General features: G+C 59.7%; 16 protein-coding genes. 12 read left to right on the top strand and 4 right to left on the bottom strand.

Annotation, left to right across the window (positions count from 1 at the left end):
• Positions 1–1,004: 1,004 nt before the first annotated feature.
• Positions 1,005–4,733, top strand: a complete 3,729-nt coding sequence (locus tag AC2A6O_RS13620) for an MAC/perforin domain-containing protein (protein WP_498927795.1) — start codon at positions 1,005–1,007, stop codon at positions 4,731–4,733.
• Positions 4,734–4,879: 146 nt separating this feature from the next.
• Here AC2A6O_RS13620 and AC2A6O_RS13625 read toward each other — a convergent pair whose 3' ends face one another.
• On the bottom strand, positions 4,880–5,449 hold the full coding sequence (locus AC2A6O_RS13625) for a TetR/AcrR family transcriptional regulator (protein WP_498927798.1): 570 nt from the start codon (positions 5,447–5,449) through the stop codon (positions 4,880–4,882).
• Positions 5,450–5,733: 284 nt separating this feature from the next.
• On the opposite strand from AC2A6O_RS13625, the gene AC2A6O_RS13630 reads away from it, so the two are divergent.
• The 4 genes from AC2A6O_RS13630 to AC2A6O_RS13645 all read left to right on the top strand — a co-directional run bounded on the left by AC2A6O_RS13630 (position 5,734) and on the right by AC2A6O_RS13645 (position 9,502).
• Complete coding sequence (locus AC2A6O_RS13630) at positions 5,734–6,744, top strand: AraC family transcriptional regulator (RefSeq protein ID WP_498927800.1); 1,011 nt, start codon at positions 5,734–5,736, stop codon at positions 6,742–6,744.
• Positions 6,745–7,025: 281 nt separating this feature from the next.
• Positions 7,026–7,913, top strand: a complete 888-nt coding sequence (locus AC2A6O_RS13635; RefSeq protein ID WP_498927802.1) for a sensor histidine kinase — start codon at positions 7,026–7,028, stop codon at positions 7,911–7,913.
• Positions 7,914–8,110: 197 nt separating this feature from the next.
• Entirely contained in the window at positions 8,111–8,968 is an 858-nt protein-coding gene (locus AC2A6O_RS13640) for a cysteine hydrolase family protein (RefSeq protein ID WP_498927803.1), read from the top strand.
• Positions 8,969–9,022: 54 nt separating this feature from the next.
• Positions 9,023–9,502 (top strand): YHS domain-containing (seleno)protein, encoded by a 480-nt coding sequence (locus tag AC2A6O_RS13645; protein ID WP_498927805.1) that lies wholly within the window; start codon positions 9,023–9,025, stop codon positions 9,500–9,502.
• Positions 9,503–9,587: 85 nt separating this feature from the next.
• Here AC2A6O_RS13645 and AC2A6O_RS13650 read toward each other — a convergent pair whose 3' ends face one another.
• On the bottom strand, positions 9,588–11,057 hold the full coding sequence (locus tag AC2A6O_RS13650) for a diguanylate cyclase domain-containing protein (protein WP_498927807.1): 1,470 nt from the start codon (positions 11,055–11,057) through the stop codon (positions 9,588–9,590).
• Between the two features lie 253 nt (positions 11,058–11,310).
• Between AC2A6O_RS13650 and AC2A6O_RS13655 the strand changes: the two genes are divergently transcribed.
• Entirely contained in the window at positions 11,311–12,015 is a 705-nt protein-coding gene (locus AC2A6O_RS13655; RefSeq protein WP_498927810.1) for a DUF1287 domain-containing protein, read from the top strand.
• A gap of 16 nt (positions 12,016–12,031) precedes the next feature.
• Here AC2A6O_RS13655 and AC2A6O_RS13660 read toward each other — a convergent pair whose 3' ends face one another.
• Positions 12,032–12,757 carry a S1 family peptidase gene (locus AC2A6O_RS13660; protein ID WP_148586242.1) on the bottom strand — a complete coding sequence of 242 codons (726 nt, stop codon included), beginning with the start codon at positions 12,755–12,757 and terminating at the stop codon, positions 12,032–12,034.
• A 212-nt stretch (positions 12,758–12,969) separates the two neighbouring features.
• Entirely contained in the window at positions 12,970–13,911 is a 942-nt protein-coding gene (locus tag AC2A6O_RS13665; RefSeq protein WP_498927812.1) for a LysR family transcriptional regulator, read from the bottom strand.
• A 112-nt stretch (positions 13,912–14,023) separates the two neighbouring features.
• Between AC2A6O_RS13665 and AC2A6O_RS13670 the strand changes: the two genes are divergently transcribed.
• The 6 genes from AC2A6O_RS13670 to AC2A6O_RS13695 all read left to right on the top strand — a co-directional run bounded on the left by AC2A6O_RS13670 (position 14,024) and on the right by AC2A6O_RS13695 (position 19,602).
• Positions 14,024–15,184, top strand: a complete 1,161-nt coding sequence (locus AC2A6O_RS13670) for an acyl-CoA dehydrogenase family protein (RefSeq protein ID WP_498927814.1) — start codon at positions 14,024–14,026, stop codon at positions 15,182–15,184.
• Entirely contained in the window at positions 15,184–16,281 is a 1,098-nt protein-coding gene (locus AC2A6O_RS13675; protein ID WP_498927816.1) for a CaiB/BaiF CoA transferase family protein, read from the top strand. The genes AC2A6O_RS13670 and AC2A6O_RS13675 overlap by 1 nt, the downstream gene beginning before the upstream one ends.
• Before the next feature lie 2 nt (positions 16,282–16,283).
• Positions 16,284–17,132 (top strand): HTD2 family dehydratase, encoded by an 849-nt coding sequence (locus tag AC2A6O_RS13680; protein ID WP_498927819.1) that lies wholly within the window; start codon positions 16,284–16,286, stop codon positions 17,130–17,132.
• The gene (locus AC2A6O_RS13685; protein ID WP_498927821.1) at positions 17,126–17,926 is read left to right on the top strand and encodes an HpcH/HpaI aldolase/citrate lyase family protein; all 801 of its coding nucleotides are present in this window, start codon (positions 17,126–17,128) and stop codon (positions 17,924–17,926) included. The genes AC2A6O_RS13680 and AC2A6O_RS13685 overlap by 7 nt, the downstream gene beginning before the upstream one ends.
• Before the next feature lie 141 nt (positions 17,927–18,067).
• On the top strand, positions 18,068–18,679 hold the full coding sequence (locus AC2A6O_RS13690) for a CDP-alcohol phosphatidyltransferase family protein (protein ID WP_498927823.1): 612 nt from the start codon (positions 18,068–18,070) through the stop codon (positions 18,677–18,679).
• On the top strand, positions 18,676–19,602 hold the full coding sequence (locus AC2A6O_RS13695; protein ID WP_498927825.1) for a phosphatidate cytidylyltransferase: 927 nt from the start codon (positions 18,676–18,678) through the stop codon (positions 19,600–19,602). Before AC2A6O_RS13690 ends, AC2A6O_RS13695 begins: the two co-directional genes overlap by 4 nt.
• The last annotated feature ends 20 nt before the right edge of the window (positions 19,603–19,622 follow it).

Genomic DNA, 19,622 nt, shown 5'->3' on the forward strand with positions numbered 1-19,622 from the left:
AAATGAATGCCCTTAGAACACAAGTCGGAATCGGAAGACAACATCTTAAGGATCTTCAAAACAACCTGAATTTCCAAATCGCCAAACACAAAAGACATTTACTAAAAAACCAGCCTCAAGGTGCAGGTGCCAACAACGGCTCATCAGCAAGCTCGAGCGCTGCAGCACAACCACCAGCGAACCGTCCAAGAGATCAAAGGCCCCCCGCCCAAGCACGAGTGGTCGCCTCGGCACCTCAGCCCTCCAGACCACCGCAACAACCATCGAAGGCGGCCAAAACAAATCTCAACCGGCCTCCTCAGCGGCCGCAGCCAGGTCCGGGCAACGCGCATTTTGGCAAATTGCCCGCACGACCGCCCGCCACGACGCGCGCCCCGGCGCCCCTGCCTTCAGCTCATAGGCTACCCGATGTTCCACCCCATCTCGCTCAAGGTGGAGCGGGTCAGACGACAGCGAAAGGGCAAGCAGCACCTGGTTATACACGCCCTCCTCCGCCCTCCACGCCACCCCAAACCGGCGCTGCGCCCCCCCAAACCGGCTCTGCGCCATGGTTGGATCAAATTGACAAGACAGTTAGGGGCGTGACCCGGGCACGGCAGGGGGACCCTCAAGGGATTTCCTCTCAGCAACGACGAACGTTGGGAGCAAACAACGCCCCATCTTCTGCCTCGGCGGCAAGCTCATCTGGACAACAGACAGGCAGCAGAGGGCGCGCTTCATCCGGACCCCGCAATGCCCAAGGCAACGCATCGCCTTCCACGCCACTGGCGCAGCCACGGGGTCAGGCCAGCCAACCGGCCCGCGGACCGCAGGCAAGCGGCAACGTCTCCAAGATGGTTGCAAATTTGGGCGCGCTACAGAATCCCGGAGGCAAGCCCAAACACCCTGGCAAAGGCCCCAGGTAACCTTAGGAGCGGAGGAAAGGGTAAAGGTCTTTTCCTGGACCCTTCCTTCCATAATTCGTGGCCACCGGATCAATTTCATTTTGGAAAAGAAGGTTTCTCATGCGATCTCAGTTTCTTCCCCTTCTCGGCCTGATTTCGGGGGTCTTGCTCTCCCAACCCGTGTTCGCGCAACAGACACCAACTGGTGCCATCATACAGGAGGTCGAAGGTGCTGCGACCGCGGCGACCGGAGCCACTGACGCAGAACCAGCGCCCGAAACGACGATGGAAGTCACGTTCGTCAACGACGGGGAAAGCGCTATCGACCTTTACGTCCGAGGTGCCGAACCGGATGCGGAACTGATCTCTACTGGCTTTTCCCTGCCCCCCTTTTATGAAGTGGCACTGAACCTGAAGACCGGTGACCGGGTCTTCGCCTACGAAAGTGACGCGGCTGCAGACGATGCCCGCGACAATACCCATTTTTTCGAATTCACGATCGGCGCCGATGCAGCGGACCTGCCTCTGCACGTCCCCGATGCACGGTATTTCCGCCCCGTGGAACTTCAGATCACCAATACCTACACAACGGATGTGGTGGTTTTCCTGCCAGATCCGCAGGAGCAGACGGATCAGACCGAGATCGACCGCATCCCTTCCGGAGAAACCGCGCGCTTCGACCTGCTACCTGGAACAGAAGTCTTCCTGCAGACGGACGACAAGTCCCTGTTCACAGTCTATACAGTCGGCTTGGACAAGACGCAGACCTTCTCTCTGGACAAGATACTCAGACCGGCAGAAGGCCTGGCGCCTGTTGAAGTATTCAACTTCTTCGACTTGCCGATCACCATAGACGAGGTAACGGATACTTCCTTGATGCGGCTCGCCAACCTCGATCCGGAAAAGAAGATCGAAATCAAGGCCAGGGCGGGTGCGGAGCTGAGAATTCTCTCCGGTGCAGAGTTCGATCAGGAAATCGGCACCTACCGCGTTCTCGACAGCAATGACCAGACCGTCGCGATCTTCGGTCCGGAAGATGACACTGTTGTTTCTCTGCCGCGCGGGATCGATCTGTCGGTCCTTGATGAACCCGACCGGACAAGGGCGGCCAAATTCCTGGAAGCATCAAAGCAACTCGCTGAAGACAAGACTGCCGGTGTGCTGCCCTACATCGGCTACAACCGCAGTGACGAAACACTCTGGTTTTCGGGTTTGAAAGGGACCGAACTCGTAGGCCCGAAACAGGTGAAGCCGCATTCCACCGTTAATGTGCTGGCGCGCCTGGGAACGAAATCAATCGTCTGGCCTGGAGATATCGATCCGGAAGACGTGACCGTTCGTGATATTTTCACATCGATCGATGTCACGAGAAAGATGAACCGGGTTGTCGATCTTTCCCGGCCTCGCGATGTCACGTTTCAATTGGCCAATTCCGCTTGCAAGCCTCTGGATGTCTATGCCGTTACGCCTTTGGGAAATGAAGAACTCCTGACCCGGCTGGAACCGCTTGAACAGCTCGACAAGAACTTCAGCCGGCCAGAGAACACGGCCCTGATTGCCCGCGCTGGCTCCGAAAGCGTCTTTGCAGGTCAGAGGATCTGGAGCACCGCACTCGGGGGTGAAGATGGTCAGGTACTGAACATCAACCTGAAAATGACGGCTTTCGACGACCCGCTTCTCGTTTCGACACCGGACGAGAACGACAAGAAGGCGAAGAACGTCCGTTTGTACAACTCGTCGAGCCGCGCGCTGGAACTTTATTATGTCGACACGGAAGGCCGTGAAGTTGCCATCCCCGAAGGCGCGATCGAGACCGGCAGCAACATTCCATTCAAACTCTACAAGGGCGACCTGATCGTCCTGCGTCGTCCAAATGTGCCCCATTCCATCAGCGAATACGCCCGCTTTCGTGTGACGGAGGACGTCAACCAGGAAATCGACACCAAAGACCTTGCCAAGTCGGTTGCAATCACAGGGACCTGGATTGATGAAAAGAACTCTGCCATTCCGGAACCGAACATGATCGGCACGAGATACGTGACCTTTGTCGAAGAGGGCGATGGCAAGATTGCCGGTTCGATGAATATTGGCGACGGAGCATTCAATGACGCTTCGGCTTTCAAGGGCTGTGCCGACCAGAGAGAAGCTTTCGGCAGGTGGATCCCTGTTGGAGACGGCGGTTACGAGTGCAAAGACGGGTTTTCGCCCGAACCTGGCAAGAAATTCGCCGGTGGTTTGTTTTCCGCACGGCGGGTGGGCGAAAACGGTCTGGTGTTAAAGCGCGGCATCTGCAGCGCGGCCCCCCGCTATGAAAGCGAGTGGTACAATCTGCCGCTCCACTTTGACGACATGGACCCCTCCAAGGCCGCCTTCGAACGGGGGATGTTCAACCTGACCTGGGCGCCACCCAGCTTTGATTGGCTGGGACGAGGCTACAATCTTCTGAAGACCGACCCTCTCAACTTCGGCTCCGGCGAAGCCGGCATCAACAGCGACGCGCCCCTGTTCAGCTTTGTCTATCAAGACGCAGCCGGACAGGCGGTCGAACTCAATTCCAAGAAGATCTTCGGGGTCAACAACCAGAACGAGGGCGGCAGTTCGGGCGAGTGCACGGTCGAATCCAAGATGGTCAAGACCATGGACGACTTGCGGGACTTTTCCAGCACAAGCTACAGCGGGTCCGTCGGTGTCCCGAGCGTCGGCTCCTTCTCATTGAGCAAGTCTCACAAGGAGGTCAACACTGCAGCCACCGGCAGCGAGAAACTCTATATTCTGGACCGCTGCGACGTACGTCTGCACGTCCTGAAAATGCAGATGCGCTGGCTGCAATTCGGCAATGATCTTCTGCGCCAAAGGCTTTCCCCCGATTTCCGCAAGGCCGTGGAGCAACTTCCCGTCAATTGGCAGCCCGATGACCTTCTCGCCTTTCTGGAGAGGTTTGGCACCCACTTTTCCGAGCGGATCGAATATGGCGGTACGTTTTTCGCGAAGACCGAGGTTACCAAGGATATCTATCAGCGCGGCACCCAGGTGGGCGACACGCTTGCCGTGGAAGCATCGGGGACGCTCAAGAAGGTGCAGCTCGGTGGCGGCCTGAAAAAAGAAGACGAAAGCGCCGCCGAGAACAAGGACATCAACGAGGTCGCGAACTACGAGAAATGGACTGTCGGTGGAGACCTGTCCGAAGTCTACAGCTCCTGGATCAAGACCGTGCCGGAACGCCCGGCACCCGTGAATATCTCCTTTCGGCCGATATACGACATTCTGACCCCGGTCTTCTTTCCCGACGACCCGGAAATCGGGCTCAAGAACGCAATCTTGAGAAAAGCGGTCAGCGCCTATTTCAAAAGCTTTGGCGTCGAAGAAGTGACCTCCGACCCCCGGCAGCTCGACGTGCTTGATCCATCGAAGGAACGAAAGATCTGTTTTCAGATGGACTTGCTGGAGGTCAACCTGGGCCCTGTGGGAGATATTACAAGGGCGGACGGCGAACTGTTTCTCAGCGTTGCCGGTACGAATGGAAAACCGCTCAACAGCGAGGCTTATTCTGTCGTCGACCTGAACAACTCGCAGTTCAGCAAAAATCTGAAGTACATATTTTTGGACCAGAACCCTTATCACTGCCTGCCAAAAACCTCGGCAGACTATATCCGCAATGGTTCACTGTATCTCCATGGGCAGGTGTCACTGAACCGCGGAAACGCCGGCCGGAAGAGATTCAGCAAGAACATCCCGGAGAAAACCTTCCCCCTGAGCGAGGTTGTCCCGGGAGAGGTAACCTTTTTTGAAGGCAAAATCCCGCTTGAGGGCAGCCAAGCTCACTACGAGCTTTCGATCTGGGAGGAATAGGCGAGGCATTCATGTCCTCCTCGCACGATGGAAAAGAAGGATTGCAGGCGCCCCCCGCGCGCCTGCATGAACGCCAACCGCCTTTGTCGTGAAAGTGTTTGGTGCGGGAGCGCCCGGTTGCCAAGCGGCCCGCCACACGCCCTTCCTCAGGCAGGGATCAACGTTTCGGCAATGGACTTTGCGGTTCTGGAGGCAGCCGGCATCCCGCGCACCTGGGCCGTTGCGATGGCACCTTCCTTCAAAAGGGCGAGCTGCTCAGCAAGGGCCACGGGATCTTCCGCCCCCGCCTGACGGCAGAGCGGCTCCAGATAATCGACGATCCTCTGCTTGTGCTCGGCCGCGGTGCGGTGGATCGGATGCTGATGGTCGCCGAATTCGCTCGCGGCATTGATAAAGGCGCAGCCATTGAAGCCCAGCCCCTTGAACGCACGGCCGTTGAACCAGTCCTCAAGCGCATCGAACATCGCCAGAAGCCGCTCCCTTGGGTTGGCTGAGGCTTTTTCCATTTCGCTCATCAGCCAGTTGCGAAATTGCTCGTCCCGGCGGTTGAGCGCGGCCAGGATAAGTTCCTCCTTCGAGCGGAAGTGTTTGTAGAGCGTCATCTTGGCCACCCCCGCCTCGGCGAGGATCTTGTCTATTCCGGTCGCGTTGAACCCGCGGGTGTAGAACAGCCTGAGGGCGGTATCCACGAGCTCGTCTCGGCGTGATTGCACCATCTTCTCCATATACAGACAGGTTTGTCTATTTTCTTATCTCATTCGCCGCCTGCTCGTCCATCCTCACACGAGCGTATCACAGCATATTGACAACTAGACAGACCTGTCTGTATAAATTCTTTAACGTCACGATTTCGGTCAGAAAGACGGGAGGGGAACATGTCGGGAATCCAGATCGCAATGCGTACCGGCACAGGTCCGGAGTGCTGCCTTTCCTGCCCAACACCCCCCGTTTTCTTCCGGGGCCCTGTCCTGGCTCACCCTCCCGCACAAGGGGTTTGACGATGCCCAGTGTCATTGCAGCCTTTGCCCGTGCCATGGCCACCACCGCCGGCCTGACCATGACCAGCGACGGCAAGCTCGTTTCAGCTGATGGCACCGTTCGCTACGTCCTTCGCACGGAGGATGACCGGATACCGGACACGGCCCATTTCGATCTGCTCACCTGGATTCGCAGTTGGTATCCGGACGAGACCGGACTGGTGTTTGCCTATGCGCAGAAGATCAAGCCGGACGATCTCGGTGTGCTGGGTCTTGCCGTCAAGACCGCCCCCACCCTGCGCAACACGCTGCAATTGATCGAGCGTTACTTCCGGCTGGTGACCGACACGGCCGTCTATTGTCTTGAAACGGACGGCCCGCTTGCCGTCTTCTCCATTGCCGGGCAGACCTCGCCCCAACCTATCCTGCATCTTCGCAATGAATGTGCCCTTGCCGGCTTTGCCCATAATCTGCTGTCCCAGATTGGCCCGCGCCTGCAGTTTGAGGCGGTCACCTTTCGCCACCCCTGCCGGGGTGAGGCGGAGCGCTACGCGGCCTTTTTCGGCTGCCCTGTCCACTTCGGTGCGGCAAAGGACGCGATCTTGATGAGGCGGCCGATGCTGGACCTACCGAACCGGCTTGGCGATAAGGGCGTCTGCAGCTTCCTGACGGATCATCTGGATACGGAAATCGACGCGCTGCCTGCCGGCAGCGCCTTGACGCGCGATCTTCTGAACCGCCTGTCGAAAACCCTCAGCAGTGGAGTGCCTTCAGCGGCCGCCATCGCCCAGGACCTCGGCATGAGCGAACGCACCTTGTATCGCCGCCTGGCAGAAGAAGGTCTGACCTATCGCGACATGCTGCGCGAAGCGCAGACGAAACTGGCCCGGGAGCTGTTGGCCGGCAGCAGCTGCTCCATTGCCGAAATCGCCTTTCTGACCGGCTTTTCCGAACAGAGCACCTTCACCCGCGCCTTCAAGCGCTGGGTCGGCCAGCCTCCGGCGCAATTCCGCCAGCAGTCTGCGACCGCCTGAAACTATCGGCTACCACCGGCTGTCACCAAGCCCCCGCGATCCCCATTAGATCCCTCCCCTGCAGGACAGGAAAAGACCCGGCCAAGACTGGCCGGGTCTTTTCCTGTTTACCTGCTTTTGGCAGGTTTTGCCCGGCTTGGCAGATAGGGCCAAAACAGTGGCAGGCCGGGCCGATACCGCACAGGCCATTCCAGCTTATTCAAGGGTCATCGAACGACGGAGCGGTCACCCCCGGGCAATTTCCCGCAGCGCTCCAGGGCTTTTGAGACAAGGAGCGCCTCATGTTTATCGAACAGATCACGGCCCGCAGTCCGGCCACCCTTGATTTTGCAACTGCGCCGGGCCCGGCGGTACGGACCCTGCCCGACAGGGCCACCGATAAATCAGCCGACAACAATGCCTACGGCAGAACGCTTTCCATCGTCGCCCATGATCTGAGAGGACCGCTGGCAAACCTCTCGCTGCTGATCGAGGACATTGCCCAATGCGCCACGTGGGAAGGTCAGCCCGCAATTGCCGAAAACGCTGCCAAGGCCGACCGCATCCTAGACCATCTGACAGCCAGCCTCAGTGCCCTGGTCAGGCGAGGTTCGGAAGGCCGCGACCCTCTGTCCTGCGTGTTGCGTCCGGTCGATCTGGCCGAGGTGCTGTCACTGGCCGCCTCCGTCAACCAGCCCCTTGCCCGCCGCCATGCAGTCACTCTGGAGATAGCTTCCCTTTCGCCCTGCCTGATCTGCGGCGATGCGGAACTGTTGTTCGAGGCACTCGACAATCTCATCGTCAACGCCGTGCGCCACAGCCCGGAGAACGGAACCGTTCTTTGCGCTATCGCTACGGACGAAGATGGCACGGTCACCATCCGCATCAGCGATCAGGGCCAGGGCTTCACCGCCGCCGATCTTGCGCGGGCCTTCCGTCCCTTCACCCGGTTGTCCGCAAAAGCCACTCGGCCCGGCCCCTCCTCCGGCCTCGGGCTTTGGATCGCACGGCTGATTGCCGAACAGCATGGCGGCAGGATTTCCGCCAGGAATGGTGGCAGCGCTAACAATACGGGCGCCGTTTTGACGGTGCGCCTGCCGGCCCTGCCCGCCAATGACGCGAAACCGGCATCGATCCGCCGAAAGCTTCCCGGGCGCGCCGCCAAGGCGCAGGACCTCGCCGCACTCTGATTTCAACTTCCGGCACCGGCGCGCCGGTGCCGCTTCCCCAAGGAACGTCGCCCCCACCCGACACCGCCCCGGCTCCCTTGCCGGGAACGGGAGAGCCGTGCCTTCGGGCACCCGGAGACCGGCAACGGACCTGACAGCGTTTCAAGGCGATGCGCTGTCCAACTCAAACCTCGCCAACCCCAGTAAAGGAGACTCACATGGACAACGAAAAGGACAAGGCCTGCGGTTGCTGCGCGACCCCGGAAACGGTCGACCACGCCCGCCGCCGGCTGCTTGCAGGTGCTGCAGGTGCAGCAACGGCAGGTGCCGTCGCCATGGCCACCGGCCCTGCCACGGCCGCAACCGAAGAAGCCCGTGCGCTTTACGCCGATCCGGAAAAGCCCGGCCTGCCGCAGATCGACATGGAAATTGCCGCCGGGCGCACCGCACTCGTGGTCACCGACCCGCAGATCGACTTCCTGTCCGAAGATGGCGTTACCTGGGGTGTTGTTGGCGAAAGCGTCACCGAGCAGGGCACGGTCGACAACATTGAACGGTTGTTCAAGGCGGCAAAGGCCGCGTCGATGCCGGTGTTCATCTCGCCTCACTATTACTATCCGCACGACCACAAATGGCAGTTCGAAGGCACGCTGGAAAAGACCATGCATTCCATCGGCATGTTCGACCGCCCGGGCCCGCTTTCCCTGGAGAATTTCGAAGGCTCCGGCGCCGACTGGATGCCGCAGTACAAGAAATACATCGAGGACGGCGAAACCGTCATCTGCTCGCCGCACAAGGTCTACAGCCCGGCGCAGAACGACTTGAACCTGCAACTGCGCAAACGCGGCATCGACAAGGTGATCCTGGCCGGCATGTCCGCGAACCTGTGCACACAAGCCCATCTTTATGAACTGCTGGAACTCGGCTTCGAAGTCGCAGTGGTTCGTGATGCGACCGCAGGCGCCAAGGTGCCCGAGGGCGACGGCTATCTCGCCGCCATCATCAACTTCCGCATGGTCGCCAACGGCGTCTGGTGGACCGACGACGCGATTGAGCGCATCGGCCGTTCCGCCTGACCGTTCTCTCTCTCTGAAACCTTACTTTCTCCAAACCAAGACTGGATCAAACCGATGAAATTCAAATTTGCACTTCCGGCCCTGGCCGCAGCCCTTGTTCTGTCCACCGCCGCCCTCGCCTCCGATGAATACAACGTCGCCAATGGCCTGACCCTCAACGGCAACCCGCTGGGCATGCATGGCGTCGACCCCGTGTCGATGTTCGCAGGCACCGCGCCGGGCACGGGGGATGCGGTCCACACCTCCAGCCATGATGGCGTCGACTATTACTTCGCCACCGCCGAAACCAAGGAACAGTTCGACGCTGCACCGGAAAACTTCCTGCCACAGTTCGGCGGCTTCTGCGCCTTCGGCATCTATGTTGGCAAGAAACTGGATGGCGACGTCCGCTTCGCCGACATCGTCGACGGCAAACTGTACCTCTTCGTCAATGCCGTCATCTTCGACAAATACCTGGAACAGAAGGACGAGGTTCTCGCCGGCGCCTACGCCAAATGGCCGGAAATCCGCGAGACCGCGATCAGCGATCTCTGATCGGCCATTGCCGCTTCAAAAAAGGACGGGCCCCAAGCCGGGGCTCGTCCTGCATGGCTTCAAACCGAGGTTGGCAGCGCGCCTGCTAGCTCGCGGCACGCAGCCTGAAAGCTTCATAGGTCAGCACGTTCACGCTGCTCTTCTTGGCTTCATACATCGCCTGATCGGCATGGATGATCAGTGACTTGGCGTCATCTGCATCATCGGGAAAGAACGATATGCCGACGCTGATACCGATATTGATCCTGTTGCCCTTGATGTCCATCGGCCTTGAGACTTGCCGGACAATGCGCTCCGCACAGGCCAGGACGTCCTTTTCCTGTTCGTAATTGCCGACAATCACCGCGAACTCATCTCCGCCGAGCCGGGTCACAACGTCCCCCTCGCGTGTGCAGCGCTTGATGGTGGAGGCAACGACCTGCAGCAGCGCGTCTCCCACCGGATGTCCGTGGCGGTCGTTGACCGGTTTGAACATGTCCAGATCCAGCATCATCAGCGCAAATTTGCGGTCTTCCCCGACTGCGACAGCAATGGCGTCCTCAAGGCTCTCATTGAAATGCGCCCTGTTCGAAAGTCCGGTCAGATGATCCGTCATCGCCAGGCGCCTGACAGCCTCTTCCGTCTTCTTCAGACGTGTTATGTCCGTGTGAGTTCCCGACATGCGCAAGGGCTTTCCGTCCTTGGTCCACTCGACCACGCGTCCCCTGTCCAGCACCCAGACCCACCGGCCTTCCTTGTGTTGCATACGGACTTCACTGTCGTAGGCTTCCCTCTCGCCGGAAATGACTTCAGCCAGTTTCTGTTCCGATTTTTCAACGTCTTCCGGGTGGGTCAGCCTCCGCCAGGTCTCCGTGTTGACCGGGCGCAGTTCCGCCAGCGTGTAGCCGACGATCTCTGCCCAGCGTTCGTTGTAGATCGCCTCTCCGGTCTGCAGGTTACGCTCCCAGGTGCCCACGTTGGTGCCGAAGATGATATCCCGCAAACGCTGCTCGGAAGTCCGCAACCTCTTGTGTGCGGTATGGCGCTCAAGCAACAGGAAACAGACACCAACGAGCAACACACCAAGCGTGGCGACCAAACCGAGCATCCACTGGTTATGCGCCTGATAGGCAGACGAGAGTTCCGCGCTCTTGCGGTCAACCATTTCCTCGAGGCGGTTCTTGTAATGCCACAGCTCCTCCTGCCGCTCCCGGTCGGCAGAGATGTCGTGCACCACGGAAAGCAGTGCCTTCTTGCCGGCGTAGTCGACCGGCGTCGAATGAACCTCCACGCTCCGGACAGACCCATCTGCCAACTTGTGGCGGAAGATGAAGAAATTGCGGTCCTCGCTCTTGGCAAGCTGGCGCTCGGCTTCAACCTGTTCGGGTGTTAGCTGGTTGATTTTCTGAATGGACATGCTTCGCAACGTGTCCCTGTCGAACCCGTAGAATTGTGCCGCCGCGTTGTTGGCGTCGAGAATATTGCCGGTTTCCGGATCGATGAGCATCATCGTTGCGCTGTGACGCAGGAAAAACTGTTCATAGGACAAGGACGCACGTTTGGCCTCGGCAGGCATGGCCAACCAAGACAAGCAAACGAACAGAGCCGAAGAAAGCAGTCTTTTACAAATTGCCGTCAACATTTACCGCCTTTTTCTGCAGTTAAACCTTCACTGATTAAATTTTAAACAACAAAAAAAACGCAATTGGCCCATTTCCCCAACGACAGAAGACTCAGAATTCCCTTAAGGAAGGAAACCAGCTTTCTTTATGCCGTATTCCGGTCCCAGTCCGTGGGTATTCCCTCTTCAAATTGTCGAGAGGTCTTAAATGAAACGGCGTACATTCCTGATCGGGTCCGGATTGCTGTCATCGGGCGGTGTTCTCGCGGCTTACGCCCCGCCCGTCTATCAGCTTGAAACCGGTTTGAAGCTGGTCAGTACGGCGCTTGCCGGGCCTTCCTCTCCGCCGCCGTCGGTTTCAGGGGCGAATGGTTTCGCCACTCCCGAGGCATGGGCCGGAGAACTCATCGCGGCGGCGGAAAGCCAGATCGGCGTCACCGTGATCTACGACCCGGCCTACGTCTCGCTGCCCTTTCCCGATGGCGATCTTCCGCGCGAACGTGGAGTCTGCACCGATGTGGTTGTCAGGGCCTATCGCGATGCCTTCAGCTATGATCTCCAGTCGGCCGTCAATGCGGACATGAAGTCGAATTTTTCTTCCTATCCCCAGATCTGGGGCCTCAAGCGACCGGACAAGAACATCGACCACCGCCGTGTGCCCAATCTTCAGGCCTTCTTCCGGCGGCAAGGAGCTGCGCTTCCGATCACCGAAACCGCCGAGGACTACGCCCCCGGCGACATCGTTTCCCAGATGCTGCCAGGCAACCTGCCGCATATCGCCATCGTCAGCCATCGCGCGTCCCGCGACGGCCAACGGCCGATGCTGGTACACAACATCGGAGCGGGCACGCAACTTGAAGACCGGCTCTTCGAATTCCGGATCACCGGCCATTACCGCTTCAGACCCGCCTGACGGAGCAAGGCTCTCGTTACTGTTCCGTCAGGGTCATGAGAATATCGGCATACCAGGCGCAGTTGAGGCCCAGCGCTTCATCCAGCTCAAGATCACGCGTACCGACATCCAGGCGGGCGGAGTGGACACCCAGCAGTTTCCACGGCAGGTCGCCAAGCGCCTCGTCACTGTTACGCATGACCACCGGTGCGCCACTTGTGCCGCGGTGCGTCCGGCCATCGGTGAGAAAATAGCCCATCCCTTGAAAACGAAAACCGAAGGACGAGGCAATGACGGCTTGGCGGACCACCGGCATGTGGTGCAGCGTGTCATGAAACCCGAGCGGAAACCCGACGACCAGAATGGAAGACCCTATCTCCACGTGCTCCTCGGGATCGCTGAGGTGCTCCGGTCCAAAGGCCCGGTAGAGGATGTTTTCAGGCAAGGCTGATCGTTCGATCTCGATCACAGCCACATCGATATCGCCAGCAGTATCCCCTCCCTGGCGCCAAAGGCTCTTGCCGTCCCGGAAAAGCGGGATCGAAAAGCCGATCGACTTGGCAAGGTTTTCAGGGTCGTTGTGCAGCTCGATTTCGATCCGGGACGGGTGGTGCCCACTGGGATCATCCACCATCACATGCCGGCTGGTGACCAGAAAAAGGCGCTCGTCACGCTCGAAAAAGAAACTGCTGGCGTTCGTCAGATAGGTTTGATCGTCAAACGTGGAAATGCGGGGGGACGTCAAAAGGACAGCGTCGATCATCTTCAGTAGGTTCTCCGGAAAAGAGGGAAGCCCTGCCGAGGATCGACAGACTGCCTGCGGAACCACCATAGGGCAGTCGTGGGTAAACGATACAGCCGCGTGTTTTGTTCCGCGCAAGTGTTGCCTAATCGGAAAAATTCACGAGGGTGTGACGGCACCGGCCGTATTTCCCGACGGCCTCCCAACTTGCGGGCCAAGAAAGCAAAACTGCGTCAAGGAGATGGCGGAAGGCACTGCGGTGGCCGTGAAGCGGCCCAGGCGCCACTGTCGCGAAGATCCAGAATGACATCGCGCAGCACGCTGTGCACGGCCTCAACCGCACGCGTGACCGGCCGTCCGCCGGGCGACATCAGGTGCGCGCCCCGCCAAAGCCCCGGTGCCGCGATACGGCTGACACAAAGAGCGCCAGCCGCCACCTCCTCCGTCACCGCATAAAGCGGCAGGATCGACGGGCCGAACCCGGCAGCAACCAGACGTTTGATGTTGTTGAAGGAATCGATTTCAATCGCGATATCGGGCGCAAAGCCCAGCGCCTGGAATGTACTGTCGATCAACACCCTGAGACCATGCGCGCCACTGGGCAGAACCATCGGCACCGATTCAAGATCGCCAAGGCTCATGACAGGCGGGCATCCGGCCTCGCCGGACCACAGCACCACAAGCTCTTCTTCCAGCAGCAATTCAGACCGGATGCGCTGCTCCTTCGACCGGCTGTAGAGCACGGCAAGGTCAACCTTGCCTTCGCTCAGCCAATCCCCCACGAAGCCGCTCATGGCCTCATTGATGTTGAGCGTAATCCGCGGATAGCGCTCACGCGCTGCCATTATCAGCGGCAGGGACACCATGGCGCTGATCGTGCCCGGAAGGCCGATGCGCACGATGCCGGACGGATCAGCTTCCAGATTGCGGATATCGTCTTCGGTGCGCGCCAGATCCTCAAGGATCGTCCGCGCCCTTTGCAGCAGCAGGTCACCTGCTTCCGTCGGCGTGACGCCGGAACGACTGCGCGTCAGCAGCCTGGTGCCCAGTTGCTCTTCCATGTTCTTCAGGTGCAACGACAGGGCCGGCTGTGCCACATGCAGGCTTTCGGCGGCCCGTGTCAGCGAGCCCTGCGCAACGATTTCCTGAAAGTAGCGGAGTTGGCGGATATCCATTCCCACAAACTATCATATCAAAATTGTATGGAAACTATCCAAAACATATATTTGTTCAATATCAGTCCACCGGCTTAACTGAGGTCACCAAACACCCAGATGAAAAGCCGACATGACTAGCCAAACCGACACCTACCAGGAAATTCGCGACGGCATCCGCGCGCTGTGTGCCCAGTTTCCCGCCGAATATCACCGCAAGATCGATGAGGCACGCGGTTATCCGGAGGAATTTGTCAACGCTCTGACGCACGAAGGCTGGATGGCGGCGCTGATCCCGGAAGACTACGGCGGCTCCGGCCTCGGGCTCACCGAGGCCTCGGTCATCATGGAGGAAATCAACCGAGCGGGCGGCAATTCCGGTGCCTGTCACGGCCAGATGTACAACATGAACACACTGGTGCGGCACGGGTCGGAGGAACAACGGCGGACATACCTGCCGAAAATCGCCAGAGGCGAGCTGCGCCTGCAGTCCATGGGCGTGACCGAGCCGAGCACGGGCACCGACACCACAAAGATCAAGACCACCGCCGTGAAGAAGGGCGACCGTTATGTCGTCAACGGCCAGAAGGTCTGGATCAGCCGTGTGCAGCATTCCGACCTGATGATCCTTCTGGCGCGTACGACGCCCCTTGCCGATGTACAGAAAAAATCGGAAGGCCTGTCGATCTTCCTCGTCGATATCAGACAGGCCATGAAATCGGGAATGGAAGTGCGCCCGATCCTGAACATGGTCAACCACGAGACCAACGAGCTGTTTTTCGACGATCTGGAAATCCCGGAAGAAAACCTCATCGGCGAGGAAGGCATGGGGTTCAAATACATCCTCACCGGCCTCAACGCAGAGCGCACATTGATTGCTGCCGAATGCATCGGCGACGGTTACTGGTTCACCGACAAGGTGACAGACTATGTGCGAGAGCGGAAAGTCTTCGGCCGTCCGATCGGCCAGAATCAGGGGGTGCAATTCCCCATTGCCGAAGCCTTCATCGAACTCGAGGCGGCCAATCTCATGCGCTACAAGGCCTGCAGCCTGTTCGACGCAGGCGCGCCCTGCGGAGCGGAAGCCAACATGGCCAAATATCTGGCCGCGAAGGCAAGCTGGGAAGCAGCCAATGCCTGCATCCAGTTCCATGGCGGCTTCGGCTTTGCCTGCGAATATGACGTCGAGCGCAAGTTCCGCGAAACGCGGCTTTACCAGGTGGCACCTATCTCCACCAATCTGATCCTGTCTTATGTCGCCGAGCATGTGCTTGGCCTGCCGAGGTCGTTCTGATGGTCCTGCCGCTGGAGGGCGTGAAGGTTGTCGCCATTGAACAGGCGGTCGCCGCCCCCTACGCCAGCTCCCGGCTGGCTGATGCCGGGGCCGCAGTCACCAAGATCGAACGGCCCGAGGGTGATTTCGCAAGGGGGTATGACGATGTCGCCAACGGACAGTCGAGTTATTTCGTCTGGTTGAACCGGGGCAAGGACAGCCTCACGCTGGACCTTGCCTCCCACAAGGGCAAGCAAAAGCTGGCGAGCCTGATCGCGGAAGCCGATGTTCTGATCCAGAACCTCAAGCCCGGCGCCCTGGCCCGGCTCGGTTTTGATCCGGACCGGCTGGTGCGGGATTATCCGCGCCTGATCACCTGTTCCATCAGTGGCTTCGGCGAAACCGGGCCGATGTCCGGCCGCAAGGCCTACGATCTGCTGATCCAGGCGGAAACCGGCCTTTGCTCGATTACCGGCGGACCGAACGAACCGGCCCGTGTCGGCATCTCCATCGTCGATATCGCCACTGGCGCAACGGCCTATACCGCCATTCTGGAAGCTCTGATTCAGCGTGGCATCACCGGCAAGGGCACGCAGATCTCCGTTTCCATGTTCGATGTTCTGGCCGACTGGTTGACTGTGCCGCTTCTCAACCATGAAGGTGGCAAGAGCCCGCAGCGGGTCGGCCTCGCCCATCCCTCGATCGCACCTTACGGTGTCTTCCGGCCGAAAGAAGGCCCGGCAATCCTGATCGCCATTCAAAGCGACCGCGAATGGCGAACCCTTTGCAGCGACTTTATCGGAAAACCCGAACTTGGAACCCACCCCCGGTTTGCAACCAATGTGGCACGGGTGAACAACCGCAAGGAAACGGACGCCGCGGTTGCCGAAGCCTTTGCGAAATTAGACGCAGCAACGGCCATCAGGCAGCTGACAGACGCCAACATCGCATTGGCCTCCGTCAACGACATGGAAGGCCTGTCGACTCATCCGCATCTGAGGCGGATCACCGTGGACAGCCCGAACGGGCCTGTCTCCTTCCCGGCCCCCGCTGCCCTCTTTTCAGGTGAACAACGCAGCTACGGCCCGATCCCGGCCCTGAAGCCTCTGGAGGCATGACCATGCACCTCGACATTGACCATCTGCGCGGCTGGATCGGACACGACGACAGGTCCTCGGAGGTGCTGAGCCCGGCACTGGTTCGCCAGTTCAATGCAACCTTCGACAGGACGTCCGGCGAGCCCCCCACCGAAAATCCAGGCGACGTCGCGCCGCTGCTGATCCATTTCTGCCTTGCCCAGCCCACGGTCCCGACCGCTGGTCTTGGGCCGGACGGCCACGCCGCCCGCGGCGGGTTCCTGCCCCCCGTGCCTCTGCCCCGACGCATGTGGGCTGGCGGTGCGTTTACCTTTCACGATGACATCCGCATTGGCGAAGAGATCAGACGGGTCTCGACCGTCAAGGACGTGGTCCTGAAACAGGGGCGCACCGGCCCGCTCTGTTTCGTCACGGTCAACCACGAACTCACGTCAAATGGCCGTCCTGTCTTGAGCGAGCGCCAGGACATCGTTTATCGCGAGGCGCAGGGCGATGCCGCCGCCAAAACAACTCCGGAGGCTGCCCCGGCTGGCGAGCACGCTGTCCAGATCACGCCGTCGGCTGCCTACCTCTTCCGCTACTCGGCCATGACCTTCAACGGCCATCGCATCCACTATGACAAGGACTATGTCCGCGACGTCGAAGGTTATCCCGGCCTCATCGTTCACGGGCCCTTGCAGGCAACGCTGCTGTGCCAGTTCGCGGCAGATCTCAAAGAGCAAGCGCCGAAAACGTTCCAGTTCCGCAGTCTCTCGGCCATATTCGACACGGCAGATTTCACGGTGAATGCGCAAGCGGAGGGCGAAACCATGAAGCTCTGGACCGCGCAACTTGGCGGCCCGGTTGCCATGGAATCGGTAGCCACATGGTGACGGCAGTAAAGGCACCGCTGTTCGTTCCGGCAAACCGGCCTGACAGGTTCGCAAAAGCTGCCGAGACACAAGCCGACGCGATTATCCTGGACCTGGAAGACGCCGTCCCCGCGTCCAAGAAGGACATTGCCCGCGCCAATCTGACGACGGGCTTTACCGGCAAACCCGTCTTCGTCCGCATCAACGCAGCTGGGACCGCATGGCATGAGGAAGATGTGCTTGCCCTTCGCCAATCGATGCCCACTGCCGTCATTCTGCCAAAGGCGGAAGACCCGGATGAGATTGTGGCCCTCCACGCCTCTCTGGGTGGCGCGGTGCCGATCATCGCGCTCGTTGAAAGCGCCAGGGGGCTTGCCAATGCTCGCCGCCTTGCGAGCACCGATGGGGTCGTTCGGCTGGCCTTCGGCTCCATCGATTATTGCGCCGACCTCGGCTGCGCCCACTTGAAAGACGTGCTGCTGCCAGTGCGCTCCGAACTGGTTCTGGCCTCCCGGCTAGCCGGCATTGCCGGCCCGATAGATGGCGTCACGGCTCAGCTCGACGATCCTGCGCAGACTTTGGCGGACGCTGCCCATGCGCGCGATCTCGGCATGACAGGCAAGCTCTGCATTCACCCGAAGCAGGTTGCCGAGATCAGACGCGCCTTCGCCCCGAGTCAGGACGAAATCGCGTGGGCCAGACGTGTTCTCGCCTCGGGAGACGGCGCTGCCAACGTTGACGGGGCGATGGTTGATGAGCCTGTTCGCATCCGTGCCCGCACGATCCTCGCCGCCACGCAGGAAACCGATACCTGAGCCTGCCGGGAGAACCGGACAGCAGCACCACGCGCGTCGGCAATGCCATGTCAGCAACTGGCAGCAGTCCCCTAAATTGGCGCGTGCGTCTGCGGGCCTGTCCTTATATCTTTCCTGGAATCACTCGGGAAAGCACACGCAATGCCAACGATTTACCAACTGAAATCCCGCTTTCAGGACCTGCTTCGGCCGTTGTGCAGATCGCTCGCGGCAAACGGGGTGACCGCCAATCAGGTGACGCTGGCAGCTCTTGGGCTTTCGGTAGGCGAAGGTGTGCTGCTCTGGATGTTTCCCGGCGCTTTCCTGCCCTTGATCCTGCTGCCGCTGGTTCTCTTCATCCGCATGGGTCTCAATGCCATCGACGGAATGCTGGCGCGCGAGCACGACCAGAAATCCGACCTCGGCGCGGTGCTCAACGAGCTGGGCGATGTTCTGTCCGACGCAGCGCTCTACCTGCCCTTCGCGCTCCTGCCCTTTGTCGATGGACCGATTGTCGTCGGGGTGGTGGTGCTGGCACTCATCGGCGAGATGACCGGCGTGATCGGCGTCCAGATCGGTGCAAGCCGGCGGTATGATGGTCCCTTCGGCAAAAGTGACCGGGCGGTTCTTTTCGGCCTCTGCGGATTTCTGATCGCACTCGGGCTTACCGCACCTCTGCTTTACCAGATCCTCTTCAGCGCCGGACTGGTGCTGTCCGCAGTGACCGTCTTCAACCGTGCAAGAGCCGCGATCAGGGAGAAACAATCCGCATGAACCTCCTGACCATCCATTGGGCCCTGATTGGTATCTGGGGCGTGCTCTGCCTTGCCAGCCTCATTGTCTTCGTGATCTCGAAGCGCTCCGCCAGGAACATGAGCGAACTGGTGCAGCGCACCGTCAGCTGGTGGGTGATGGTGGCGATCTTCACCGTCTCGTTTCTTGTCAGCAACACGGTCTCGATCATCGTCTTTGCGCTGATCAGTTTCCTCGCGCTGAAGGAATATTTCTCGATGATCCCCACCCGCCGGGCCGACAGGCGGGTGCTGTTCTGGGCGTATCTGTCGATCCCCGTCCAGTATTTCTGGGTCTATGACAGCTACTACGGCATGTTTGCCGTGTTCATTCCTGTCTACATGTTCCTGTTCCTGCCCTTTGTCAGCCTTCTCACCCAGCAGACCGAAGGCTTCCTGCGGGCCGTCGGCACACTCAACTGGGGCCTGATGCTGTGCGTCTTCTCCATCAGTCATGCGGCCTTCCTCCTGATCCTGCCGGCGACCGAGACCAACAGCACCGGTGGGCCGGGCCTGCTGCTGTATCTCCTGTTCCTGACGCAGTTCAATGACGTGGCCCAATACACCTGGGGCAAACTGCTCGGCCGACACAAGATCATTCCGGGCGTCAGTCCCAACAAGACCTGGGAAGGCTTTCTGGGCGGCGTCGCGACCACCTTCGTGCTGGCGCTTCTGACCGCGCCGCTTGTCACGCCCTTTGACATGATCCACGCTGCCGCCGCAGGCCTGCTAATCCCGGTGGCCGGTTTTGTCGGTGATGTCACCGTATCGGCCCTGAAGCGCGATCTCGGCGTCAAGGACACTGGCAGCCTGATCCCCGGCCACGGCGGCATTCTCGACCGTATCGACAGCCTGACCTACACCGCACCGCTGTTCTTCCACTTCACCCGTTATTTCTATTACTGAAGAGGATGTCAGGATGACCG

Source organism: Labrenzia sp. ATLA3, from assembly GCF_057180185.1.